The sequence below is a fragment of the Conexibacter sp. W3-3-2 genome (assembly GCF_009707605.1).
GTDB classification, from domain to species: Bacteria; Actinomycetota; Thermoleophilia; order Solirubrobacterales; family Solirubrobacteraceae; genus Paraconexibacter; species Paraconexibacter algicola.
The window spans coordinates 2,798,385-2,820,690 of record NZ_WLYW01000001.1; the positions used below are offsets into that span (position 1 = coordinate 2,798,385).

The 22,306-nt window shown below is 75.3% G+C and carries 25 protein-coding genes and 1 pseudogene; 14 read left to right on the forward strand and 12 right to left on the reverse strand.

Features of this window, described 5'->3' with window-relative positions:
* Positions 1–424 precede the first annotated feature (424 nt).
* On the reverse strand, positions 425–616 hold the full coding sequence (locus tag GKE82_RS13500; RefSeq protein WP_154733651.1) for a hypothetical protein: 192 nt from the start codon (positions 614–616) through the stop codon (positions 425–427).
* A gap of 36 nt (positions 617–652) precedes the next feature.
* Between GKE82_RS13500 and GKE82_RS13505 the strand changes: the two genes are divergently transcribed.
* The 3 genes from GKE82_RS13505 to GKE82_RS13515 all read left to right on the forward strand — a co-directional run bounded on the left by GKE82_RS13505 (position 653) and on the right by GKE82_RS13515 (position 2,189).
* A complete protein-coding gene (locus GKE82_RS13505) occupies positions 653–910 on the forward strand; it encodes a hypothetical protein (protein ID WP_154733652.1) in 258 nt (85 codons plus the stop codon).
* Positions 911–1,027: 117 nt separating this feature from the next.
* Positions 1,028–1,633, forward strand: a complete 606-nt coding sequence (locus GKE82_RS13510) for a uracil-DNA glycosylase family protein (protein WP_154733653.1) — start codon at positions 1,028–1,030, stop codon at positions 1,631–1,633.
* A 4-nt stretch (positions 1,634–1,637) separates the two neighbouring features.
* Positions 1,638–2,189, forward strand: a complete 552-nt coding sequence (locus GKE82_RS13515; protein WP_154733654.1) for a hypothetical protein — start codon at positions 1,638–1,640, stop codon at positions 2,187–2,189.
* A gap of 245 nt (positions 2,190–2,434) precedes the next feature.
* Here GKE82_RS13515 and GKE82_RS13520 read toward each other — a convergent pair whose 3' ends face one another.
* The 3 genes and pseudogenes from GKE82_RS13520 to GKE82_RS13530 form a co-directional block, all read right to left on the reverse strand.
* On the reverse strand, positions 2,435–3,622 hold the full coding sequence (locus GKE82_RS13520) for an ABC transporter permease (protein WP_154733655.1): 1,188 nt from the start codon (positions 3,620–3,622) through the stop codon (positions 2,435–2,437).
* A 16-nt stretch (positions 3,623–3,638) separates the two neighbouring features.
* Positions 3,639–4,295, reverse strand: a pseudogene (locus GKE82_RS13525) (ABC transporter ATP-binding protein); the annotation flags it as partial.
* A 98-nt stretch (positions 4,296–4,393) separates the two neighbouring features.
* A complete protein-coding gene (locus GKE82_RS13530; protein WP_107567408.1) occupies positions 4,394–5,335 on the reverse strand; it encodes a zinc-binding dehydrogenase in 942 nt (313 codons plus the stop codon).
* Between the two features lie 20 nt (positions 5,336–5,355).
* Here GKE82_RS13530 and GKE82_RS13535 point away from each other — a divergent pair, with 20 nt between their 5' ends.
* Together GKE82_RS13535 and GKE82_RS27125 are read left to right on the forward strand one after the other, a co-directional pair.
* Positions 5,356–6,078 carry a DUF480 domain-containing protein gene (locus GKE82_RS13535; protein WP_154733656.1) on the forward strand — a complete coding sequence of 241 codons (723 nt, stop codon included), beginning with the start codon at positions 5,356–5,358 and terminating at the stop codon, positions 6,076–6,078.
* Positions 6,079–6,130: 52 nt separating this feature from the next.
* Complete coding sequence (locus tag GKE82_RS27125; protein ID WP_196189226.1) at positions 6,131–6,835, forward strand: hypothetical protein; 705 nt, start codon at positions 6,131–6,133, stop codon at positions 6,833–6,835.
* Position 6,836: 1 nt separating this feature from the next.
* Here GKE82_RS27125 and GKE82_RS13545 read toward each other — a convergent pair whose 3' ends face one another.
* A complete protein-coding gene (locus GKE82_RS13545; RefSeq protein ID WP_107567411.1) occupies positions 6,837–7,538 on the reverse strand; it encodes a TVP38/TMEM64 family protein in 702 nt (233 codons plus the stop codon).
* Between the two features lie 84 nt (positions 7,539–7,622).
* On the opposite strand from GKE82_RS13545, the gene GKE82_RS13550 reads away from it, so the two are divergent.
* From GKE82_RS13550 to GKE82_RS13560, 3 genes are all read left to right on the forward strand, one after another.
* The gene (locus tag GKE82_RS13550) at positions 7,623–9,125 is read left to right on the forward strand and encodes a PD40 domain-containing protein (RefSeq protein ID WP_154733657.1); all 1,503 of its coding nucleotides are present in this window, start codon (positions 7,623–7,625) and stop codon (positions 9,123–9,125) included.
* A complete protein-coding gene (locus GKE82_RS13555; protein ID WP_154733658.1) occupies positions 9,122–10,483 on the forward strand; it encodes a hypothetical protein in 1,362 nt (453 codons plus the stop codon). Before GKE82_RS13550 ends, GKE82_RS13555 begins: the two co-directional genes overlap by 4 nt.
* 186 nt (positions 10,484–10,669) lie before the next feature.
* Positions 10,670–11,512 carry an FkbM family methyltransferase gene (locus GKE82_RS13560; RefSeq protein WP_154733659.1) on the forward strand — a complete coding sequence of 281 codons (843 nt, stop codon included), beginning with the start codon at positions 10,670–10,672 and terminating at the stop codon, positions 11,510–11,512.
* Between the two features lie 13 nt (positions 11,513–11,525).
* On the opposite strand, the gene rlmD is transcribed toward GKE82_RS13560, so the two are convergent.
* Complete coding sequence (rlmD, locus tag GKE82_RS13565) at positions 11,526–12,914, reverse strand: 23S rRNA (uracil(1939)-C(5))-methyltransferase RlmD (protein WP_154733660.1); 1,389 nt, start codon at positions 12,912–12,914, stop codon at positions 11,526–11,528.
* A gap of 21 nt (positions 12,915–12,935) precedes the next feature.
* On the opposite strand from rlmD, the gene GKE82_RS13570 reads away from it, so the two are divergent.
* Entirely contained in the window at positions 12,936–14,117 is a 1,182-nt protein-coding gene (locus GKE82_RS13570) for a hypothetical protein (RefSeq protein ID WP_154733661.1), read from the forward strand.
* A 3-nt stretch (positions 14,118–14,120) separates the two neighbouring features.
* On the opposite strand, the gene GKE82_RS13575 is transcribed toward GKE82_RS13570, so the two are convergent.
* Complete coding sequence (locus GKE82_RS13575) at positions 14,121–14,768, reverse strand: hypothetical protein (RefSeq protein ID WP_154733662.1); 648 nt, start codon at positions 14,766–14,768, stop codon at positions 14,121–14,123.
* 10 nt (positions 14,769–14,778) lie between these two features.
* Positions 14,779–15,660, reverse strand: coding sequence for an ornithine carbamoyltransferase (gene argF, locus GKE82_RS13580; protein WP_154733663.1), 882 nt, complete (start codon positions 15,658–15,660; stop codon positions 14,779–14,781).
* A 21-nt stretch (positions 15,661–15,681) separates the two neighbouring features.
* Between argF and GKE82_RS13585 the strand changes: the two genes are divergently transcribed.
* Both GKE82_RS13585 and GKE82_RS13590 read left to right on the forward strand, forming a co-directional pair.
* Positions 15,682–16,464 carry an endonuclease/exonuclease/phosphatase family protein gene (locus GKE82_RS13585; protein WP_154733664.1) on the forward strand — a complete coding sequence of 261 codons (783 nt, stop codon included), beginning with the start codon at positions 15,682–15,684 and terminating at the stop codon, positions 16,462–16,464.
* Between the two features lie 36 nt (positions 16,465–16,500).
* Positions 16,501–16,896, forward strand: a complete 396-nt coding sequence (locus GKE82_RS13590; protein WP_154733665.1) for a plastocyanin/azurin family copper-binding protein — start codon at positions 16,501–16,503, stop codon at positions 16,894–16,896.
* A 23-nt stretch (positions 16,897–16,919) separates the two neighbouring features.
* On the opposite strand, the gene GKE82_RS13595 is transcribed toward GKE82_RS13590, so the two are convergent.
* Genes GKE82_RS13595 through thiO form a run of 4 tightly spaced genes read right to left on the reverse strand, consistent with a single transcriptional unit; the run spans position 16,920 to position 19,556 of the window.
* A complete protein-coding gene (locus tag GKE82_RS13595) occupies positions 16,920–17,405 on the reverse strand; it encodes an ester cyclase (protein ID WP_196189227.1) in 486 nt (161 codons plus the stop codon).
* Positions 17,402–18,205, reverse strand: coding sequence for a thiazole synthase (locus tag GKE82_RS13600; protein ID WP_154733667.1), 804 nt, complete (start codon positions 18,203–18,205; stop codon positions 17,402–17,404). Before GKE82_RS13600 ends, GKE82_RS13595 begins: the two co-directional genes overlap by 4 nt.
* Positions 18,202–18,411, reverse strand: coding sequence for a sulfur carrier protein ThiS (thiS, locus tag GKE82_RS13605; RefSeq protein WP_154733668.1), 210 nt, complete (start codon positions 18,409–18,411; stop codon positions 18,202–18,204). The genes GKE82_RS13600 and thiS overlap by 4 nt, the downstream gene beginning before the upstream one ends.
* Entirely contained in the window at positions 18,408–19,556 is a 1,149-nt protein-coding gene (gene thiO / locus GKE82_RS13610) for a glycine oxidase ThiO (RefSeq protein WP_309233594.1), read from the reverse strand. Before thiO ends, thiS begins: the two co-directional genes overlap by 4 nt.
* 110 nt (positions 19,557–19,666) lie before the next feature.
* Here thiO and thiE point away from each other — a divergent pair, with 110 nt between their 5' ends.
* Genes thiE through lpdA form a run of 3 tightly spaced genes read left to right on the forward strand, consistent with a single transcriptional unit; the run spans position 19,667 to position 22,280 of the window.
* Positions 19,667–20,356 (forward strand): thiamine phosphate synthase, encoded by a 690-nt coding sequence (thiE, locus tag GKE82_RS13615; protein ID WP_154733670.1) that lies wholly within the window; start codon positions 19,667–19,669, stop codon positions 20,354–20,356.
* Positions 20,343–20,900 carry a hypothetical protein gene (locus GKE82_RS13620; RefSeq protein ID WP_146175258.1) on the forward strand — a complete coding sequence of 186 codons (558 nt, stop codon included), beginning with the start codon at positions 20,343–20,345 and terminating at the stop codon, positions 20,898–20,900. Before thiE ends, GKE82_RS13620 begins: the two co-directional genes overlap by 14 nt.
* Before the next feature lie 9 nt (positions 20,901–20,909).
* Positions 20,910–22,280: a dihydrolipoyl dehydrogenase gene (lpdA, locus tag GKE82_RS13625; protein WP_154733671.1), complete on the forward strand. Its 1,371-nt coding sequence runs from the start codon at positions 20,910–20,912 to the stop codon at positions 22,278–22,280.
* The last annotated feature ends 26 nt before the right edge of the window (positions 22,281–22,306 follow it).

A 22,306-nucleotide genomic window follows, 5' to 3' on the forward strand; every position in this document is an offset into this window, starting at 1 on the left:
CCGTGAGGACGGGCGTGCCGGGACGCGCGCGCGGGAAGGACGGCCCCATGACCCGTCTGCGCCGTGCCCTCGCCGTCCTGCCGCTGCTCGCGACCGCCGCCGTCGCGCTCGCAGGCCCGACCAGTCCCGCGCAGGCCGCGGATCCCCCGCGCTACAAGCTCTACTACGACCTCTTCGACCGTGGCGGCGCGAAGATCCCCGGGCACGACACCTCCTGGGTGCCGCAGGGGCTCGCGTACTGGTCCGAGCAGGACGCGCTCGTGATCTCGTACTACGACGGGAACGAGAAGCAGAAGAGCCGCATCGCGATCATCGACCGGAACACCGGCGCCAAGCGCAAGATCCTCGTGCTCCCCCGCAAGGGTCACGCGGGCGGCATCGGGTTCACCAAGCGGTTCCTGTGGGTCACCCAGGACGGCATCGTCTACCGCGTCCGCAAGAGCGAGCTCGCGAAGCCCGAGATGTCGACCGTGAAGCTCGACGAGGACTGGCCCGTCTCGGCCTCGTCGTTCATGACCATCGCCGGCGACCGGATGTGGCTCGGGCAGTTCCGCGAGAACGCCAACGGCACCACCTGGGAGTACCGCTTCGCGAAGGGCGGCGTCCCGGTCCGCACGGGCCGCAACATGATCAACCCCCGCAGGTCCAGGGCATGGTCATCACCGGCGGCAAGGTCGTCTGGAGCCGCTCCTACGGGCGCGACAACGACAGCCGCATCGACGTCCACGCGCTCGGGTCGACGTTCGGCCGGCCGCTGCGGTCGATCCTCGCCCCGAACATGTCCGAGGGCATGGTCATCGCCCGCGGGGAGCTGCGCGTCGTCTACGAGTCCGGCTCCTCGAAGTACAGCGACGCCGACTACCGCGTGCGCACCGTGCACCGCGCCCCGATCGGGCGCATCGTCGGCTGACCCCGGCGGGCCCGCCTCCGCGCGGCGCTACCATCGGCCGATGGCCGGTCGAGCGCCGCGCAAGTCGTGATGCAGGGCGAGGACGCAGCCCCGCCGCCGTCGAACAAGACGTCGCCGATGCCTGCGACCGACGACGAGATCCGGGAGAAGTACCTGGAGCGCGCGATCCGTGAGCTGAACACGCTCACGCGCGAGATCCAGGACTGCTCCGACTGCCCGCGCGGGAGCCTGATGCCGGTCCTCGGCTCCGGGCACCCGCAGGCCGACGTGTTCCTGCTGAAGCTCGCGCCGACCGCGGCGGAGATCGAGGAGGGCGTGGCGTTCTACGGCCGTGTCGGCACGGCGCTGATGAAGTCGCTGGAGCGGCTGCGCATCGATCCACTCGTCGTGTACGGGACGCTGTGCGTCAAGTGCCCGGTCAGCGACACCGCCCTGGCCGACCCGGGGTGCATGGCCCGCGTGGTGCAGGAGCTCGCGATCGTGCAGCCGAAGATCGTGGTCGTGATGGGCGAGGAGGCGCTCGCCGTGCTGAACGACCTCGACGTGCCGCTCGCGCGGCCGGTGGTCGCCGAGCCGGGCCGGGTGCAGGAGCTGACGCCGTCGATCGACGCGCTCTACACGCCCGACATCGACCACGCGCTCGACGAGGAGGGCGCCAAGCGCGCGTTCTGGTCGGCGTTCCGGGTCCTCGGCGACTGGTACGCCGACCTCCCGCCGTACTGAGTCGATGGTCGACGCGGGCGCGCTGCTCGTCGCGCTGGCGACCGGCGCGGGGGTCGTCGCGGCGACCCCGCTGGGGGATGTCCGCTGGAGCGTCGTGCTCGTGCTCGTCGCGACGGGCCTGCTCGCGGGCGCCGGGCTCGCCTCCGGGCAGGACGCGACGGCCACCATGGTGCTCGTGCCCGCCGCGGTCGCGTTCGCGTGCGCGGGGATGCTGTTCGCGCGCGTCTTCCACGAGCCCGCGTTCGTGCTCGCGATCCCGCTGCTCGTCGCTGCGCTGGAGCTGGTCGGGGGCGACGTGCGGACCGATGCGACCGACACCGTCGACCGCGTTCTCGCCTCGTCGGTGTTCTTCCTCGCGGTCTTCGCGACCTGGGCGCGCCGCGACGGGCGCCTGCGGCGCGGGCCGACGCTCGTGGCGCTCGCCCTCGCCCCCGCCCTGGCGGGCCTCGTGGGGGACCTCGTCGACGGGTTCGGCACGGCGCCGATCGCGTTCGTGGCCGCCGCCCTGCTGGTGCCCAACGCCGACCGGCTCGTGCGCGAGCCGGCCGGCGCCTGAGCCTGGGCGCACACACCGCGAACCGAGAGAGCGGCGGTGCGGAGCCCAGGCGGGGGACGGCTCCGCTGCGTGGCACCGTCCCCCGCCCGAGATCCGCGCCGCCGATGAGGAGCGGAACCGTCGCGCTGACTCGACCAGCTCCTCGGCGGTGATCGGGGGGAGCTGCATCCTCCCGCGTCCGGCAGGCGGCTCCATCCGGGGAAACCCCGGATGCGCGCTCCGCAGCCGCCCGCAGACCTGGGCGCTCAGGCGCGGGCGGCGCGCCAGGTCTCGCGCAGCGAGGCGCGCTTGCCGGTGCGCAGCGCGCCGCCGGCGTAGATGCGGCCCGCCAGCGGGACGACGACGGCGATCGCGGCGAGCATGAGGCCGACCGACAGCGCGATCTCCCAGGTGGCCGCGGCGTCCTGCACGATCCGCGAGGGCATGACGAGCGGGGCGCTGGGCGGCAGCAGGCTCGCGATCCGCGCGACGCCGCCCTCGGGGTCGCTCTGCGCCGCGAACGACGCGAAGAACGCGGCCATCAGCACGAGGTTCATCGGGCCGGTCGCGGACTGCAGGTCCTCCTGTCGGGCGACCGTGGCCGCGAGCAGCGCGAACACGGTGGCGTAGAACGCGTACCCGAGCAGGAACCACGGCAGGACCGCGAGGATCGCCGGCAGGGTGGCATCGGGGAGCTCGACCGCCCCGGTCACGGCGGCGACCCCCACCCCCAGGCCCGCCATTCCGAGCAGCTGGACGAGCCCGAGCGCCCCGATCCCGAGGATCTTCCCGGCGAGCAGCTGCCACGGCCGCACGGTCGAGAGCAGCAGCTCGACGACCCGGGAGGACTTCTCCTCGACGACCCCGGACGCGACCCAGTTGCCGTAGCCGATCAGCTGGAAGTACAGGAGCAGCACGACGACGAACGCGACACCGGCGGCGGCCGCGTCGTCCCCGCCCGGATCGAGCTGCGCGGTCCGCACCGGGCTCGGGTCGAGGATCCGACGGACCTCGGCGGCGTCGGCGCCGCGCTCGCGCAGCGCGCTGGCGGTCCCGAGGTCGCGGGCGGTGGTCTGCACGAGCAGCGCCAGGTCGTCGTCGGGATCCTGCTCGGCCGACAGGGTGGCGCCGCGGTCGGTGAGGGCGGCGTCGGCGTCCCCGTCGGACACGGCGGCGCGCGCGGCGGCCACGTCCGCGACGCGGTCGACGGTGAGCTCGACGTCGTAGGCGTCGGCGCGCGCCTGCAGCTGCGTGACGAGCGCGGCGGGCACGTCGGGCGTGACGGCGAGCGTCTGCTTGGACGGCCCGTCGAGGCCGAGCGCGCTCGGGACGACGACGACCGCGATGAGGATCACGACGGACAGCACCGTCGAGACGAGGAACGACCGCTCGCGGCCGCGTTCGACGATCTCGCGCCGCGCGACCAGCCAGGTGGCTCCGCCGCGCTCAGGCACGGACGAGCTCCCGGTAGCGGGCGGGGAGGCCGGCGACCTCGCCCACGGTGACGACCTGGCCGCCCGAGACGATCGCGACCGCGTCGCAGAGCTTCTCGACGAGCTCGAGCTGGTGGCTGGAGAAGAGGACGGGGACGCCGGCTTCGGCGCGCTCGCGCAGGACCTCGGACATGAGGTCGACGCCGACGGGGTCGAGGCCGCTGAACGGCTCGTCGAGGATCAGGCACGCGGGGTCGTGCACGAGCGCGGCGGCGAGCTGGACGCGCTGCTGGTTGCCCAGGGACAGGTCCTCGACGCGGTCGTCCGCGCGGTCGGCGAGCCCGACGCGGTCGAGCACGGCGTCGGCCGCGTCCGCGGCGGTCGCGGCGTCCCGGCCGTGCAGGCGCGCGAAGTGGACGAGCTGCGCGCGGGCACGCATCCGCGGGTAGAGCCCGCGCTCCTCCGGCAGGTAGCCGAAGCTCGCGCGGTCAGCGGGCGTCGCGGGCCGCCCGTCCCAGAGGACGTCTCCGGCGTCGGGCTCGAGGACGCCGAGCGCGATCCGCATCGTCGTGGTCTTTCCGGCCCCGTTGGCGCCGACGAAGCCGAGCAGCTGCCCGGCCTCGAGGGTCAGGGAGAGGCCGTCGAGGGCGACGCGGTCGCCGAACGCCTTCCGCAGCTCGCGCAGTTCCAGCACGCCCGCGAGATACCCACCGGACCGCCGGGGCGAACGGTCGACGCGGCGGTACGAGGCGGAAAACCCGAGCGTCGGACGCCCCGGAGACGGGTCCCTCGCTACAGCTCGAGGACGATCTTCCCGAGCTTGCCGCCCGCCGCGAACCGCTCGTAGGCGTCGTGGACCCGCTCCAGCGGGAACGTCTCGGCCACCGGGACGGTGAGGGCGCCGCGGGCGAGCAGCGGCAGCACGCTGCGCTCCATCGCCCGCGCGGTCAGCGCCTTCTCCTCCAGCGGCCGGGCGCGCAGCGTCGAGGCGCGGATCGCGCCCCGCTTGGCCATCAGCGCCAGCAGGTTCAGCTCCGCCTTCCCGCCGCCGCCCACGCCGATCACGACGATCCGCCCGCCGGTGTTCAGCGCCTGCACGTTGCCAGGCATGTTGGGGCCGCCGACGAGCTCCAGGACGACGTCGAACGGGCCGTGGTCGGCGAACCCCTCGGGGTCCAGGACGACGTCGGCGCCGAGCTCGGCGACCCGGTCGCGCAGCTCGGGGTTGCGGACCGTCGCGGTGACGTGCGCGCCGGCGGCGGCGCCGAGCTGGACGGCGGCGGTCCCGACGCCGCCCGCGGCGCCGTGGACGAGCAGCCGCTCGCCCGCGACGAGGCCGCTCTGCGTGAAGATCGCGTCGTGCGCGGTCGTGAACACCTCGGGCACGCCGCCCGCCCCGGGCCAGTCCAGGCCCTCGGGGACGGCCATCAGCTGCCGCTCGTGCACGACGCACAGCTCGCCCTGACCGCCGCCGCCCACGATCGCCATGACGCGGTCGCCCTCGGCGAAACGAGTGGCGCCTGGGCCGAGCTGTGCGACCTCGCCGGCGAGCTCGAGGCCGGGGATGTCGGCCGGGGAGCCGGGCGGGGCCGGGTAGAAGCCCTTGCGCTGCAGGAGGTCGGCGCCGTTGAGGCCCGCGGCCCGGACCCGGACGAGGACCTCCCCGGCGCCGGGGGTCGGGTCGGGGTGCTCCTGCACCGACACGGCACCGTCACGGATCGTCGCTGCTCTCATGGCCGACTACCCTACGCGCCGTGGATCCCGATGCCGTCGAGCTCCGCGTCCTGGGCTGCCTGATCGAGAAGCAGCGCACGACGCCGGACCAGTACCCGCTGAGCCTCAACGCGCTGCGCCTGGCGTGCAACCAGTCGACGAACCGCGACCCGGTGGTCGACTACGACGAGCACACGGTGCGGGAGGCGGCCCAGCGGCTCGGGCGGCGCCGCTGGTCGCGGCTGGCGAGCAGCTCCTCGTCGCGGACCGCGAAGTACCGGCACCTGCTCGACGAGGCGCTCGGCATCGGGCAGGACGAGCTCGCGCTGCTCGGCGTGCTGCTGCTGCGCGGCCCGCAGACTCCGGGCGAGCTGAAGGCGCGCAGCGAGCGGCTGCACCGCTTCGCGGACCTCGACGAGCTGCTGTTCACGCTGCAGAAGCTGATCGGCCGGGGGCACGTCGCGAAGCTCGAGCGGCGCCCGGGGCAGAAGGAGGAGCGCTACGTGCAGCTGCTCGGGGGCGAGGAGGAGGCCGGGGCGGACACGACGTCCGTGGCGGGCGCGCCCGCGCCCGTGACGACCCCGGGTGCGGCGGCCGCGTCCGACGCGCCGACGCCCGCCCCCACCCCGGTCCCCACGGCCGCGCCCGCGCCCGCCGACGACGCGCGGGTCGCGGCCCTCGAGGCGCAGGTCGCGCGCCTGCAGGACGACCTCGCGGCCGTCCGCGGCGAGCTGCGCGCGCTGCGCGAGGAGCTCGGCGCCTGAGCGCCGCGTGCGACTTGCGTCGTACGGCGGCCCCGTGAGAAGGTCCCGCCCCATGAGGATGAGGCTGGCGGCAGGGATCGTCGTACTGGCCTGCGCGGCCCTTCCGGGCGCGGCGCAGGCCCAGAGCCCGTGCGGCGGGTTCCTGCAGCGGCCGTGCCCGGCGCCCACGCCGACCCCGACCCCGGAGCCGACGCCGACGCCCACGCCGGAGCCGACGCCCGCCCCGGAGCCGGCGCCGCTGGAGGCGTCCCGGTACGCGGCGCTCGAGCCCGTCATGGCCGCCGCGGTCCCGGCGTTCAGCCCGAAGGCCACGCGCGCGCAGGAGCGGCGCTATCTGCGCCTCTGCCGCGACCTGTCGACCGACGACGCGCTGCTGCGCGACTACCGCCGCCACTGCCTGGCCGAGGTGGCCAGCGCGTCGGCGTTCGAGTGCTCCGGCAGCGCCTGCGTCGGCGCACTGCGCCGCGGCATCATCCGGCTGACGACCGAGATCGCGCGCGCCCGCGCGCTCGGACGCACGGCGACCCGGGAGGTGGAGGATCGCGCCTGCCGCAACGTGCTGCGCGTGCCCGCCAACGACATCGCCTTCCTCGGCGTGCTGCGGACCTACGCGCGGGAGCTGTCGCGCGCGAAGAGCCGCCGCGCGCTCGACCGGGCCGAGACCCGCTTCGACCGGGCCTCGCGCCGCCTCGACCCGCCCCGCAGCCCGGCGGCCCGGCTGACCGCGCTGCGGGCCCGTTGCGCGCCGCCGGCCTGAGTCAGGTCTCGGCGTCGACGACGGGCGTACGCCGACGGTGGGCCCAGATGCCGGCGGCGACCGCGAGCAGCAGCGGCGTGAGCGCGGCCCACAGCCGCGGGTCGGACGGGTGCAGCGACTCGAGCCGCGAGCCGAGGTAGACGCAGGCGATGGTCAGCGGCAGGAACCCGATGACGGTCGTCCAGACGAACCGCCACAGCGACACCCTCGTCGCGCCGGCGACGTAGCCGATGAGGCTGAACGGGACGAGCGGGATCAGCCGAGCGGCGAGCAGCGCTCCCGCGCCGCCGCGGTCGACGACCGCCTCCGCCTTGCGGGCCCGCTCCTCGCCGACGAGGCGGTGGATCGCCGGCCGGCCCGCGTAGCGTCCGACGTAGTAGGTGCCGATCGCCGACAGCGTCCAGCCGGCCATCGCGATCGGCACGGCCGCCCAGAACCCGTACACGTAGCCCGAGGCGGCGCTGGGGATCTCCGACGGGTACGGCACGACGATGTGGACGAGCATGAACGCGTAGAGCAGCAGCACGCCCGCGACGCCGAGCTCGTCCAGCCGCTCGCGCACGAGGCCCGTGTCGCCACGGAAGGCGGCCTGGGCCAGCTCGCGCAGATCGGGGACGAGCAGGACGAGCGCCACGAGCGCTGCCATCCCGCCGAGCGTGAACAGCAGCGCGGTCCGGGAGGCGCGTTCGGGCGGGAGACTCACCCCCCAATCATGGCGGACGCGCCGAGCTTCGACACCGGTCGCGGATCGTGGTTCGGGACGGCGCCGACGGGGTAGGGGCGCGGCATGGCTCCCCGTGCGCGATGGCTGGCCCTCCTGACCACCGCCGCTCTCGGCGCCGCGGCGCCCCCGGCCGCCGCGGAGGTCCGCTCCGGGTCCGCCCCAGACCCGGCGGGCGACAGCGCCGACCCGGCCCCTGCCCGCGACATCCTCGGCGCGCAGGCCGACTACGACAGCGACGCCGGGACGTTCGCGCTGCGGCTCACCCTCGCCGCGCCCGCCGACGCGAGCACCCGCTCGTTCGTCTTCGGGTTCGTCGGCTCGGAGGTCAGCGGCGGCTGCGGCTTCGCGGAGGGCGGCACGCCGACCACGCGTCTGGGCGGCGGGACCGTGTCCGGTGACGGCTTCGTCTGGAACGAGAACGCCGGCACCCCGACCGCGCCGCAGCCCGCGAACGCCGCCTACGACGGGGCGACCGTGTCGGCCTCGGTCACCAGCCCGTCGCTCGCCGGCCGCCCCTACACGTGCGTGCGCGTCTCGCTGCAGGAGCCCGGCGGCTCGGGCACCGTCTACGACAGCGTGGCGATCTCCCTGCCGCAGTCCCCGACCCCGCAGCCCACCCCGACTCCCCAGCCGTCCCCGACCCCGGTCGTCACGCCGCCCAGCCCCGACGCGGACGCCCCGCCGGTCCGCGGCTCGGACCGCACGAAGCGCGGTCGCGCGTCCGGCACCGTCATCTACGGCATCTGCGGCAGGAACCTCTGCCGCGTCGACCCGCGCACCCGGCGCCTGACGACGCTCTACCGGGCCCGCGGCAAGGACGAGTACCAGGGCGTCTCCGCCTCCCCGAGCGGCCGGACGCTCGCCTTCAGCTACGGCGACGACGTCTTCCGCGCCTCGCGCGACGGGCGCGGGCGCAGGAAGATCGGCGAGGGCATCTTCCCCGCGGTCAGCCCCGACGGCCGCAACTTCGCGTGGATCCAGTACATCGTCACGCCGCTGTGCGTGCCGAACATCGACCTCGGCCTCCAGTGCCAGTACCCGCTCGCCCCGTCGCTGCAGCGCCGCGGCCCCGGGGAGGCGGACTCGACGACCGTCGAGACCCTCCTCGGCGAGTTCGCCTGGTACCGGGGCCGCACGTTCCTCGCCCCCGAGGACCCCGACGAGGGCGAGGCCGACTTCATCTGCGAGCTGAAGGACCGCACCGCCGGCAAGGACGAGGGCGACTGCCTGCGACCGGTCGCCGTCGACCCGGCGCGGTTCCTGTCCACCCCGTCCGTCTCGCCGGACGGCCGCTACCTGGCGGTGGTCAGCGAGCCCGTCCCCGCGGACTCGAGCAACGCGATCCGCAAGGGTCGGATCGCGCTCTACAGCCCGGCGACCGGCCGCTTCATCCGCTACCTGACGACCTCCCGGCGCGACGACACGCCGATCTTCAGCCCCGACGGGCGGACCGTCGCGTTCAACCGCGGCACGGACCTGCTGACCGTGCCGACGCGGGGCGGCTCGCCGTCGCTGGTGAAGCGGAACATGGCCCTGACCGGCCCGAGCTGGGCGAAGCGCCGATGAGCCCGCGACGCGCCGTCCGGCTCGCCGTCGCCGCCGGGCTCGCCGCCGCCCTCCCGGCGGTGGCCGCCGCGCCCGCGAGCGCCCAGCAGCTGCTGCGCAGCTGGGGGACGCTCGGGGACGCCCCGACCCAGTTCCGGGACATCAAGGACGTCGTCGCCGACGCGCGCGGCTACGTCTACGTGCTCGACGAGACGCTCGGCTCGAGCGGTCGCGTGCAGAAGTTCACCGCCGACGGACGGCTGATCCGGACCTTCGGTCGACCGAACGACCCGGACGACCAGCGGCGCACCGAGGAGCTGCCCGGCGCGATCGACAGCGGCGAGTCGCTGGCGATCGGGCCCGACGGCACCGTGTACGTCGGCGAGGCCGGCCCCGACCGCGCCCGCGTGAGCGTCTGGAGCCCCCTGGGCGAGTACCGGCGGGCGTTCGGCTCCCGCGGCGACGGTCCCGGCCAGTTCCGCAGCGCCGCCGGCCTCGCCGTCGACGGGGCGGGCAACGTGCTCGTCGGCGACAGCAGCAACCAGCGCGTCGTGGTCTTCACCAATCCCGGCGCCTTCGCCGGGACGATCGGTGCGGGCACGAGCCTGTCCGCCGTCGACGAGCCCACGCTCGGCTCCACCGATGGCCTGACCTTCGGGCCCAACGGGCTGCTGTACGTCGGCGACTCCCCGCAGGTGAAGCTGTTCCGGCCGACCGGGGAGTTCGCGGGCCTGTTCGGGCAGCGGGCCGACGACCCCGGCCCGTTCTTCCAGGACGTCAGCGACCTCGCGTTCGCCGGACCGGTCCTCTACGTCAGCGACCGGCGGCTCTCGCGCGTGCAGGCGTTCACGGAGACCGGCGGCTACCTCGGCCAGCTCGGCGCCGGCCCGGGCTCGCAGCCCGGCCAGCTGACCGAGCCGACGGCCGTGACGACGGACTGCCGCGGCGCGATCTACGTCGCCGACGCGGGCAACCGGCGCATCCAGAAGTTCGGGCCCGCGGGCGCGACGCCGTGCGGGGACGTCACGAACGACCCGCAGGAGCGGTTCCTGGTGAAGCTCGGCGGCCCGACCGTGCTGCGCTTCCGCGAGGACTTCGCGGCGGTGCCGCAGGTCACCTGCGACCGGCCCTGCACCGCGACGGTGACGGGCACGGTGCGGATCAGCGGGCGGCGCCGCGCGGTGCGCCTGGAGCCGGCGCGCGAGGTCATCAACGGTCCGGCGCCCGTCCGCGTGGCGGTGGCGCCCAGCGAGGCCGGCACCGACGCGATCGCCGCCGCGCTGCGCCGCCGCAAGCGCGTCAGCGCGAGCCTGCGGCTGTCGGTGCGCGACCTCGCCGGCAAGACCGTCGTGCGCACCCGCGTCTACCGCCTGCGCTGACGCGCCGCCACCGGGCGCGGCGCCCGCCGCGCCGCGCCGTGCCGCGCCCCACCGCCCCCCGCCCCCCGCGCGCCCCGCCCCGCCGCAGGGCGTACTGGGTGATCTCGATGCCGGATATGGGTGCGCGATCACCCGGTACGCCGCGTCGTGGCGGGTCGCGGGACGGGACCTGCGAGCATCCGGCCGGTGCCGGCCCACCCCGCCCGCATCGCGCGCTCCCGCGCCTACCGCCTCTACACCCGGTTCCCGCCGGCGCTGCGCGCGCGGCTGGAGGCCGACGGCGCGACGGGCGTGCCCCTGGCGCTCGTGCAGCGGCTCGTCGACCGTGGACCGGTCGAGGTCGCGGCCGGCGCGGCCCGCGGCGTGCTGCTCGACCCGCGGGCATTCCCGCTCACCCACGTGCAGGCGCACGGGGCGGTGCGCGGGACGCTCGAGCCCGAGGTGCAGGAGGCGCTGCGGCGCACCGTCGCGCCCGGGGACGTCGTCTACGACATCGGGGCGAACGTCGGCTTCTTCACGCTGCTGGCCGCCCGGCTCACCGGTCCCGACGGGCACGTCGTGGCGTTCGAGCCGTCCCCGCCCGCGGTCGCCGGGCTGCGCGCGAACGTCGCGCTGAACGGCCTCGCCGTCACGGTGCGGGAGGCCGCGGTCGCGGCGACGCCCGGGCGGGCCCGGCTGCTGCAGGTCGGCGAGCACAGCTGGTCGCACCTCGAGGACCGTGGCCACCACCCCGGCACGACCGCGGTCGTCGAGGTCGAGGTCACGACCGTCGACGCGGAGGTCGCCGCCGGCCGGCCCGTCCCCGCGGTGGTGAAGCTCGACGTCGAGGGGTCGGAGGTCGCGGCGCTCCAGGGGATGGCGCGGACGCTCGCCGAGCACCGCCCCGCGCTCGTGATCGAGCTGCACGGCACCAACCACGAGGTGCTGGACGTCCTCGACGACGCCGGCTACCGCGCCGAGAACCTCGAGGGCCCGCAGCCGCTGCGCGACGCGGGCCCGGTCCACCTGCTCGCGCGCCCCGCGCGCTGAGCGCCGGCCCGCGTCAGTCCCGCGCGGGGTTCTGCACGCCGCCCGGCCCGGCCTCCAGCAGCGCGACGCACTCGATGTGCGGCGTCTGCGGGAACATGTCGACCGGCCGCACCCGGCGCAGCACGTAGCCGGCCTCGACGAGCTGGGCCGCGTTGGGGGCGAGCGTCGTCGGGTTGCAGCTGACGTAGACGATCCGCTTCGGCGCGGTCTCGACGATCCGCCGCACGACCTTCTGCGACAGGCCGGCGCGCGGCGGGTCGACCACGACGAGGTCCGGCTTCTTCGCCTTCTCCGCCAGCTCGCGGAGCGCGAGCCGCACGTCCCCGGCGAAGAACTGCGCGTTGGAGACCTCGTTGGCGCGCGCGTTGGCGATCGCGTCCTCGATCGCCTGCTCGATGATCTCCAGGCCCCAGACCTCGCCCGCGCGCTGCGAGAGCACCAGCCCGATCGTCCCGATGCCGCAGAACAGGTCGTAGACGCGCTCCCAGCCCTTCAGGCCCGCGTACTCGGCGGCGACCGCGTAGAGCTTCTCGGCCATCTCGGTGTTCGTCTGGAAGAACGCCTCGGCGCTGATCGAGAACGTCAGCCCGCTGAGCTCCTCCTCGATCGCGGGGCGGCCCGCCACGAGCTCGGAGAAGCCGCCCTGCGTCGTCTCGCCCGTCCCGTCGACCTGCGTCCAGACGAGCGAGTCGCACGGCACCGCCGCCTCCAGCGACGCGCTGTCGAGCTCCCCGGGGGAGGTGACGAGGCGGACCTGCAGCTGCCCGGTGCGACGGCCCTCGCGGATCACGAGGTTGCGCAGGAACCCGAGCGTCGAGCGGCGGTCGTAGGCGGTCAGGCCCTCCGCCCGCGCCCAGGCGAGCACCTGCTCGCGCGCGGCGTTCGCGCGCGCCGAGCCGAGCTTCGACTCGCCGTCGACGATCGTCTCCCACGAGCCGGGGGCGTGGAACCCGCAGACGAGCCCGCCCGGGGCGGTCGCGTCGACGCCGAACGAGTACTCGAGCTTGTTGCGGTAGCCCCACTGCTCGACCGCGGGGACGATCTCCTCCATCTCGAAGCCGTCGAGCTTGCCGATGCGCCGCAGGGCGTCCTCGACGTGCTCCTGCTTGTGCGCGAGCTGGACCGCGTAGGGCATGACCTGCCAGGCGGCGCCCGGGTGGTGCGCGACCGGCTCGATGCGGTCGGGTCCTGGCTCGAGGATCTCGAGCGTGCGCGCCTCCGCGTACTTGCGGTTGCGCTTCGTGACGACGGCGCGGACCCGGTCGCCCGGGATCGCGCCCTGGACGAACACGACGTAGCCGCCACCGTGGCGCGCGACGCCGTTGCCGCCGTGGGCGAGCCGGTCGATCGTGAGCTCGAGCTCCTCCCCGGTCTGGGGGCGGGATGCGGCGGGGGCGTCCATGGCTGTCAGGATGGCAGCCCGATGGAGATGAGCGCCTACCGGGCCCGCGCCCAGGAGTACGCGACCGCCCTGGGCGGCGCGCACCACCGCCACTACGCGGGCGTCGACCCGACCTGGGAGCCGACGGCGATCCACGCCGCGTTCGCGGACGTGATGGCCGACGAGGCGATCGACCACCTCGCGGACCTCGCGCAGAACGGGAACGCCGGCGCGCGGCTGCTGTGGGGCTTCGCGGTCCGCAGTCGCCTGCGCGCGGTCGCCGCCCCGCACGACGCGCAGCGCGCCCGGCTCGAGGGCGCCAGCGGCCTCGCCGCGCTGACCGAGGAGCTCGCGGTCGAGCCGTCCCCGCTGCGCCGCCACGAGCTGGAGGAGGCGCGGATGACGATCGTCGCCGAGCAGCTGTCCGCCCCGGCCGCGGCGGCGCTGGACGCGGTGCGGCGGGAGATCCGGGCGCTCGGCTGGCCGTCGGCGCGCGCGCTGTGGACGGCGATGACGAAGGTCGACCTCGGGGCGCTCGGCCGTCACGCCGAGACGCTGCTGCGCGAGGAGTCCGCCCCCGCCCTCGACGGGGCGCTGACGCGCGCCGACGGCCCCGCCTGGCACCGCGCCGCGTGGGCGGACCACCACTTCCCGGCGGACGGGCAGCTGGCGCTGCTGCACGACGCGCTGCGGCAGGCGGGCGCGGACCCGGACGCGCCGGGCTTCGCGATCGACGCGGAGCCGCGACCGGGCAAGTCGCCGCGCGCGTTCTGCGCCGCCGTGACCGTGCCGGGCGACGTCCATCTCGTCGTGCGCCCGGGCGCGGGGGTCGGCGCGGCGGAGTCGCTGTTCCACGAGGCGGGCCACGCGCTGCTGCTCGCCTCCCGTGACCCGTCGTGGCGCTTCGAGGAGCGCCACCTGCTCCCCGCCCACCTCGGCGAGGCGGCCGCGTTCGCGTTCGAGGCCCGGCTGCCGGACTTCGGCGACGAGCGGCTGCGCGAGCACCTGCGGCTGCGCCGCGTCCTGCGCCGCCGCCGTCAGGCCGCACGGCTGCTGCACGAGCTCGACCTGCTCGACCGCGGCCCGGTGAAGGAGCTGCGCGAGCGCTACGCGCAGCGGATGGCGACGGCGACCGGCCTGGACTGGCCGGGCGCGCCGTGGCTCGTGGACGCCGACCCGCTGCTCACCGCCGCGGACTACGTCCGCGCCGAGCAGCTGCTCTGACCGTCAGGCGAGCTTCTTGTCGACCGCGCCGAGGACCGACTTGCGGTTCGCGTTGCGGGTCTCGTACTCGCGGACCTTGCGCAGGTCGGAGGCGTCGAGCTCCCCCAGGCGCGAGACGATCTGCGCGGCCGTGAGGTCGTCGTAGCCCTCGATCGGGAACGCGCCGCCGGGCGCCGGGAGCTTCGCCGCGCGGCGCACGCGGTCGGCGCCGCGCAGCGCCCGGTCGGAGCTCTTGACCGCGGTGTCGCGCACCTTGCGGGCGGCGTCGTCGAGGTCGGTGCGCCCCTTGTCGAGCAGACCCTCGACCTCGGCGATCAGGTCGTACGCCTGCTGGCGGCCGGTCGAGACGAGGCCCTGCACGAGCTGCTCGGCGTCGTCGCGGGTGAGCCGTCCGCGCGACACCGCGTCGTCCATCGCCTCCTGCACGCGCTGGGCGGTCAGGACCACGCCACCGGCGAGCAGGTCGCGCAGCTGCGAGATGTTCGAGCGCAGCGCCTCGTCGCGCAGCGCCGCCGCCTCGTCGTCGCCGGGGGCCGCCTGCGCGACCGGCCGGCGGACCACCGCGGGGGCTGCGTCGTCGGTTCCCGTGCCGTCCGTCGACGCCCCGGAGGTGCGGCGCGTCGTTCCCTCGGACTGCTTGGGCTGCGGCATGTGCCTGATGCTACGCGACCGGCGCGAGCAGGAGCTCGAGCAGCGCCTTCTGCGCGTGACGGCGGTTCTCGGCCTGGTCCCAGATGCGCTGACGGTCGCCGTAGAGCACCTCGGCGGTGATCTCCTCGCCCGGGTGGGCGGGCAGGCAGTGCAGCGCAACTGCGTCGGGTGCCGCGAGATCGAGCAGCTCGTCGTCGATCCGGTACGGGGTCAGAGCGGCACGGCGCGCGTCCGCCGTCTCCTCGTCGCCCATGCTCACCCACACGTCCGCGTAGATCGCGTGCGCGCCCGCGACCGCCTCGGCCGGGTCGCTCGTCAGCAGCGCGCCGGTGCCCTCCTCCAGCTGGTAGCCGTCCGGCGCGGCGACCGCGACCTCGACGCCCGCCAGGCCGCCGAGCAGCGCCAGCGAGCGCGCCACGTTGTTGCCGTCGCCGACGTACGCGAGCTTCAGGCCGCGGACGTCGCCGAACGTCTCCTTCAGCGTCAGCAGGTCTGCGAGCGCCTGGCACGGGTGGTGGCCCGCGGTGAGCATGTTGAAGACCGGGATGTCGCCCTCCGCCGCGAGCTCCTCGAGCATCGCGTCCGGGCCGGTGCGCACGCCGACCGCCTGCACGTGCCGGCTGAGGATCCGCGCCGTGTCCTTCACCGACTCGCCGCGCGAGAGCTGCAGGTCCTCGGCGCGCAGCAGCATCGCGTGACCGCCGAGCTCGACGATCCCCGCCTCGAAGCTCAGGCGCGTGCGCGTCGACGGCTTCTGGAAGATCAGCGCCACGACCTTCTCGCGCAGCGCGTCGGAGGAGTACGGCGCGGCCTTCAGCGCGACGGCGCGGTCCAGGAGGGCGTGCAGCTCGTCGGCGCTCAGCTCGAGCCCGGTCAGGAGATGGCGGGGCATGGGCTGCGGAAGGATACGGGGGTGCGCGTCCTGAGCTGGAACCTCTTCCACGGCCGATCGCTCCCGGAGACCGAGCGGTCGCTGCTGCCCGAGTTCTCCGCCGCCCTCGCGGCGTGGCCGTGGGACGTCGCCCTGCTGCAGGAGGTCCCCCCGTGGTGGGGGCCGGCGCTCGCCCGCGCGACGGGAGCACCGTGGGCGCGCACGGCGCTCACCTCGCGCAACCAGCTGCTGTGCCTGCGCCGCGCGGTCGCGTCGCGCCGGCCGGGGCTGCTGGGCTCGTGGGGCGGCGGCGCGAACGTCATCCTCGTGCGCGCGTCGGCGGGCGTCGTGACCGACCACCGCCGGGTGCGCCTGACGCGCACGCCCGAGCGGCGCGTGGCGCACGCGGTCGCGCTCGCGGGCAGCCCGCTGGCCCCCGAGGGCGTCCTGTGGGTCGGCAACCTGCACGCCTCCCAGGCCGACCCGCTCGAGCGTGCCCGGGCCGACGGGGCGCGCGCGGAGCGGTGGCTGCTCGGCCTGCCGGGCGCCGGGCCCGCCGTCGTGCTCGGCGGCGACTTCAACGACCGCGAGCCGCCGCCCGGGCGACCGCTGCGCCCGGTCGCCTCGCGGAGCGTCGACCACGTCCAGGTGGGGGCGGCGCTGACCGCGGCGGCGGGCGCCGCGACGCTGCTGCGGCGCGCCCGCGAGGTCGACGGCGAGATGCGCCGGCTCAGCGATCACCCACCGCTGAGCGTGGAGCTGCGCCGCGCCGAGGCAGGGAAACCGGTGTCCGAGGGTGAACCGGATGACAAGCTGCGTCCGTAGGAGCAGTCGCCCCTCCCCACAGGAGAACCACACCACATGCGCAAGACCGCCGTCGCCCTCTCCCTCCTCGCCCTCGCCGGGTTCTCCGGCTGCGGCGACGACGACGAGGACACCACGAGCAACGCCCCTGCCGAGACCACGACCAGCCAGACCGGCGCCGCCCCGGCCCCCGAGGCCGCACCGGGCGAGGTCATCATGAAGGGGATCCGCTTCCAGCCCGCCGAGATCACCGTGAAGGTCGGCGACACCGTCACCTGGAAGAACGAGGATCCCGTCGACCACAACGCCGTCGACGAGGCCGGTGGCCAGTTCAAGTCCGAGCTGTTCGGCGAGGGCAAGACCTACGAGTTCAAGACCACGAAGGCCGGGGTCATCGACTACGTCTGCACCGTGCACCCGGGCATGACGGGGAAGATCACCGTCACCGAGTAGCGCGTCCGGGCCGGGGGCCGCGCTCAGCGGCCCTTGGTCCAGCCGAACCCGCGGAGCATGAGGAGCGCCCGCTCCCCCATCGTCCCGCGGGCCGGCAGCACGCCGAGCTGCACGGCCGCGTCGTAGCGGTCGAAGAAGCCACGCACCCGCCAGACCCGCTCGCCGGGTTCGTCGAGCTCCACGTAGAAGACCGCGTGCAGCACGAGGAACCGCCCGGTGGCGGGCAGGCCCGCGAGCTCCTCCTTGTGGGTCGCGAGGAGCTTGACCGGCGCGCAGCCGTAGCGCCCGTCCGGGCTCCACAGCCGCTGCGCGGTCGCCTCCATGCGGGCGTCCGGGAACGCGTCCCACAGCCGTTGGGCGTGCCGGCCGAGCTCGCCGACCGACTCGATCGGCTGGTCGAGCACCGGGTCCTCGTAGTGGACGTCGGGCGTGCAGACCGCGCGAAAGGCGTCCGGGTCGCGGGAGGACCACGCCTCCTGCCAGGCGTCGAGCAGCGCGTCGCGGCTCACTGGGCGGGGACCGAGTCGGGGTCGAGCTCCGGGCGCCCCTCGTGGGGCGTGGAGGCCTGCGCGTAGGTGCGCCGGGGGATCCGGCCCGCCAGCCGCGCGAGCCGCCCGCCCTCGACCCCGGCGCGGATCGCGCAGGCCATCGCGACCGGGTCGTGCGCGCGGCTGATCGCGCTCGCGCACAGCACGGCGTCGCAGCCGAGCTCCATCGCCAGCGCGGCGTCGGAGGCGGTCCCGACCCCGGCGTCGAGGACGACCGGGACGGTCGCCTGCTCGACGATCAGCGCGATGTTGTACGGGTTGAGGATCCCCTGGCCGGAGCCGATCGGGGAGCCCAGCGGCATCACCGCCGCGCAGCCGACGTCCTGCAGCCGGCGGGCGAGGACCGGGTCGTCGGTCGTGTACGGGAGGACGGTGAAGCCGTCGGCGACGAGCTGCTCGGCCGCGAGCAGCAGCTCGGGCGCGTCGGGCAGCAGCGTGCGCTCGTCCCCGATGACCTCGAGCTTGATCCAGTCGGTCTCGAACGCCTCGCGCGCGAGCTGCGCGGTGAGCACGGCGTCGCGCGCGGTGAAGCAGCCCGCCGTGTTGGGCAGCAGCGCCACGCCGCAGTCGTCGAGCGTGTCGACGAGCGAGCCGCGCATCGCCGGGTCGATCCGGCGCAGCGCGACCGTGACCATGCCGGTGCCGCTGGCCCGGACGGCGGCGGCGAGCGTCTCCATCCGCGGGAAGCCGCCGGTGCCGAGGACCAGGCGGGACGGGAACGGGCGGTCGGCGATCAGGAGCTGGTCGTCCACGCCCCTCATCCTCCCTGAACGGCGCCGACGACCTCGACGCGCGTCCCGTCCGGGACGGTCGTGGTCGTCCACGCGCCGCGCGGCACGACGGTGGCGTCGAGCGCGACCGCGACGCCGCGGCCGTCCGGGTCGACGCCGGCGACGCGCCGGACGAGGTCGGCGACGGTGAGTCCCGGCTCGAGTTCCGGGGCGTCCTGGCCGTTGACGGTGATCACGCGGCGACGCTCGCCGGGTCGAACCGCTCGGGGGCCACGGCGGGACCGGCGGCCGGATCGGTGGCGCCGCGCAGGCCGGCGGCGACGACGTCCGCGGTGACGGGCGCGAGGAGCACCCCGCCGCGGTGGTGCCCGGTGGCGAGGTGCAGGCCCGGCGCGTGCGGGTGGGCGCCGAGCAGCGGCGTGTTGTCCGGGGTGCCGGGGCGCAGGCCGGCGACGGTCTCGGCGACCGCCAGCTCGAGGCCGCCGGGCACGACCTCGTGGAGGTCGCGCAGCAGCTCGTGGAGGCCGAGCGCGGTGACCTGCGTGTCGAAGCCCTGCTCCTCCATCGTCGCGCCGAGGATGACGGTGCCGTCCTCGCGCGGGACGAGGTAGCCGCTGTCGAACCGCACGACGCGCTGCAGCAGCGGCGGCTCGCCCGCGCGCGCCGGGTGCAGGCGCAGCAGCTGTCCCTTGACCGGCCGGACGGGCACGCGCACGCCGTGGTCGCGCAGCGGCGCGGCGGCGACCGCCGACCAGGCGCCGGCGGCGAGCACCGTCGCGCCCGCGCGCACCTCCCCAACCCCGGTGACGGCGGCGCCGTGGGTGCGCAGGACGAGGTCGCCGGCGTGCTCGCGCAGCTCGACGGCCGGGTGCGCGCGCAGGGCGGCGAGCAGCGCCGCGACGACCGCGCGCGGGTCGACGACGTGGTCGTCGGGCGCGTGCAGCGCGCCGCGGATCGTCGGTGCCAGCGCGGGCTCCAGGCGGCGGGCCTGGGAGGGCAGCAGCGACGCGACGGGCGCGCCGAGCTCGGCGCGGATCGCGGCCTCGCGGACGTTCGCCTCCGCCGCGTCGCGGTCGCGCGCCACGACGAGCGTGCCGGTCTCGCGGTAGCCGACGTCGACCCCGGTGGCGTCCTGCAGCTCGCGGGCGAACGCGGGCCAGCGGCGCGCCGAGTCCAGCCCGAGGGCGAGCAGCGCGCGCTCCCCGGCGTCCGCCTCGGCGACCGGGGCGAGCATGCCCGCGGCGACGTGGCTCGCGGCCGCGCCGGCGGCGCCGCGCTCGAGCACGACGACCCGCGCGCCGTGGCGGGCGGCACGCCAGGCGACCGCCAGACCGGCGACGCCGGCGCCGAGCACCGCGACATCAGGGAGGGGCGAGGACACGCCCGTCCATCGTAGCCCGCGCCCCCGCCCGGCCCGGGGACCGCGACCGGCGACGGCGGCGCAGCCGGGCATCGCGCGGGGCCGCAGCCACGTACCCTGGGAGATCGCCGATGGCCGAGCTGTCCCGCACCGAACGCCTCGCGCGCCTGGACCGGGCGCGGCTCTATCTCGTCACCGACGCCGAGCCCGGCGCGGGACCGCTCGCCGACGTCCTCGTGCGCGCGCTCCACGGCGGGGTCGACATCGTGCAGCTGCGGATGAAGGACGCCGCCGACGACGCGATCCGCGCCGCCGCGCAGGTCGTGCGGCGGGTCGCGCACGAGCACCGGGCGCTGTTCGTGCTCAACGACCGGCCGGACCTCGCCAAGGAGGTCGGGGCCGACGGCGTGCACGTCGGCCAGGACGACCACTCGGTCGAGCAGGCGCGCGCGCTCGCCGGCCCGTCGCTGCTCGTCGGGCTGTCGACGCACGCGCCCGACGACCTCGACGGCGCCTGGCTGGACCGCGCCGACTACGCGGGCGTCGGACCGGTCCACGCCACGCCGACGAAGCCCGGACGGCCCGCCGCCGGCCTCGAGTACGTGCGCCACGCGGCCGCGTCGGCCGCGACGCTCCCCTGGTTCGCGATCGGCGGCATCGACACGACGAACGTCGCCGCCGTGCGCGCGGCGGGCGCGTCCCGCATCGCGGTCGTCCGCGCGATCGCCGACGCGCCCGACCTGGACGCGTCCGGTGCCGCCGCACGCGCGCTGCGCGCCGCCATCACCCAGACGCAGGAGGACCCCGTTGGGACGCCGTAGCCGCAAGTCCGGGCAGGCCGCCCCCGAGAGCGTGCGGCGGACCCCGCCGCCCGGCCTGGAGCGCGCCAAGCCGGACATGCGCGCCCAGTACGCGAGCCGCTCCGCGAAGTCCGAGGCGCGCAACGCCGAGGTCCGCGCGAAGCTGCGCCCGCTGGCCCCCGACGAGCACCCGCGCCCGCTGAAGTTCGGGATCGCGACGTGCCTGGTCCTCGCGATCTCCAACGTGACGCTCGCGCTGTCCGGCTACGAGCTGCAGAACTCCGACACCGACGGCGCCAACGCGTACGTCGGGGTGACCGCGTTCAGCATCATCCTCGTCGTCGCCGCGGTCGGGATGTACAAGCACAAGTACTGGGCGATCCTCGGCTTCCAGGCGCTCCTGGCGCTCACCGTGCTGATCGCCGGACTGTCCGTCGTCGTCGCCTCCAACGTGCTCGCGCTCGTGCTCTGCCTCGCCGTCATCGCGTACGGCGGCTGGCTGTTCTGGTCGATGATCCGCGTGATGGCCCGCGTGCAGATGCCCGAGGCTCGTCGGCCTCGATAGGCTCGATGCATGGCTGACTCCTCGTTCGACTGCATCGTCATCGGCTCGGGTCCCGGTGGCTACGTCACCGCGATCCGCGCGGCGCAGCTCGGTCTCACGACCGCCTGCATCGAGAAGGGGGACGTCGGTGGTCGCTGCCTGAACGTCGCCTGCATCCCCGCGAAGGCGGTGCTCCGCGTCGCCGACATCGCGCAGGAGGTCCGCGAGGCCGGCGAGTTCGGCATCAAGGTCTCCGAGCCGGAGATCGACTACTCGGCCGTGTCGGACCGGCGGCTGAAGGTCATCAAGACGCTGACGGGCGGCGTGTCCGGGCTGCTGAAGAAGAACGGCGTCGAGTACGTCGAGGGCTTCGCGTCGCTGCTCGGCGACGGCAAGGTCAAGGTCGGCGACGACACGCTCAGCGCGAAGCTCATCATCCTCGCGACCGGCTCCGTGAAGAAGCCGATCCCGGGCACCGAGTTCGGCGGCCGCGTCATCGGCACCGAGGAGGCCTGGGCGCTGGACGAGCTGCCGAAGACGCTCGCGGTCGTCGGCGCCGGCGCGTCGGGCACCGAGATCGCCTCCGCGTACGCCCGCCTCGGCGTCACCGTGCAGCTGTTCGAGGGGCTCGACCGCGTGCTCCCCAGCGAGGACGCGGACATCTCCAAGATCGCGGCCCGGCAGTTCAAGAAGACCGGGATCGACGTGCACACGTCGACGTTCGTGGAGAACGTCCAGACCTCCGACGAGAAGGTCACCTTCACCTACGGGGGCACCGACGGCGAGGCCGACTGGCTCGTCATCGCGGCCGGCCGCGGCCCCGACGTCGAGGGCCTCGGCCTCGACACCGCGGGCGTCAAGCTCGCCGACAACGGCCTGATCGAGGTCGACGAGTACGGCCGCACGAGCGTCGAGGGCGTGTACGCCATCGGCGACCTCGTCCGTGGCCCGGCGCTCGCCCACAAGGCCAGCGAGGAGGGCGTCATCGCGGTCGAGCACTTCACCGGCACCCCGACCCACCCGCTCGTGCACGTCGACATCCCGCGCGCCACCTTCTGCCTGCCGAACGTCGCCTCGTTCGGCCTCACCGAGGAGCAGGCCAAGGAGGCCGGGCACGACGTCGTCGTCGGCAAGGTCCAGTACGGCGCGGTCGGCGCGGGCGCGGTCTACGGCGACCGCACGGGCCTCGTGAAGATCGTCGGCGACAAGAAGTACGGCGAGATCCTCGGCGCGCACATCGTCGGCGCGAAGTGCACCGAGATGATCCAGGAGATCGTCAACGCCAAGGCGCTCGAGGGCGGCTACCCCGAGCTCGCCCGGCAGATCCACGGCCACCCGACGATGAGCGAGGCCGTGCTCGAGGCCGCCCGCGCGGCCGACGGCTGGCTCATCCACGGGTGAGGGTTCGCGACGACGTCGCTGCCCGG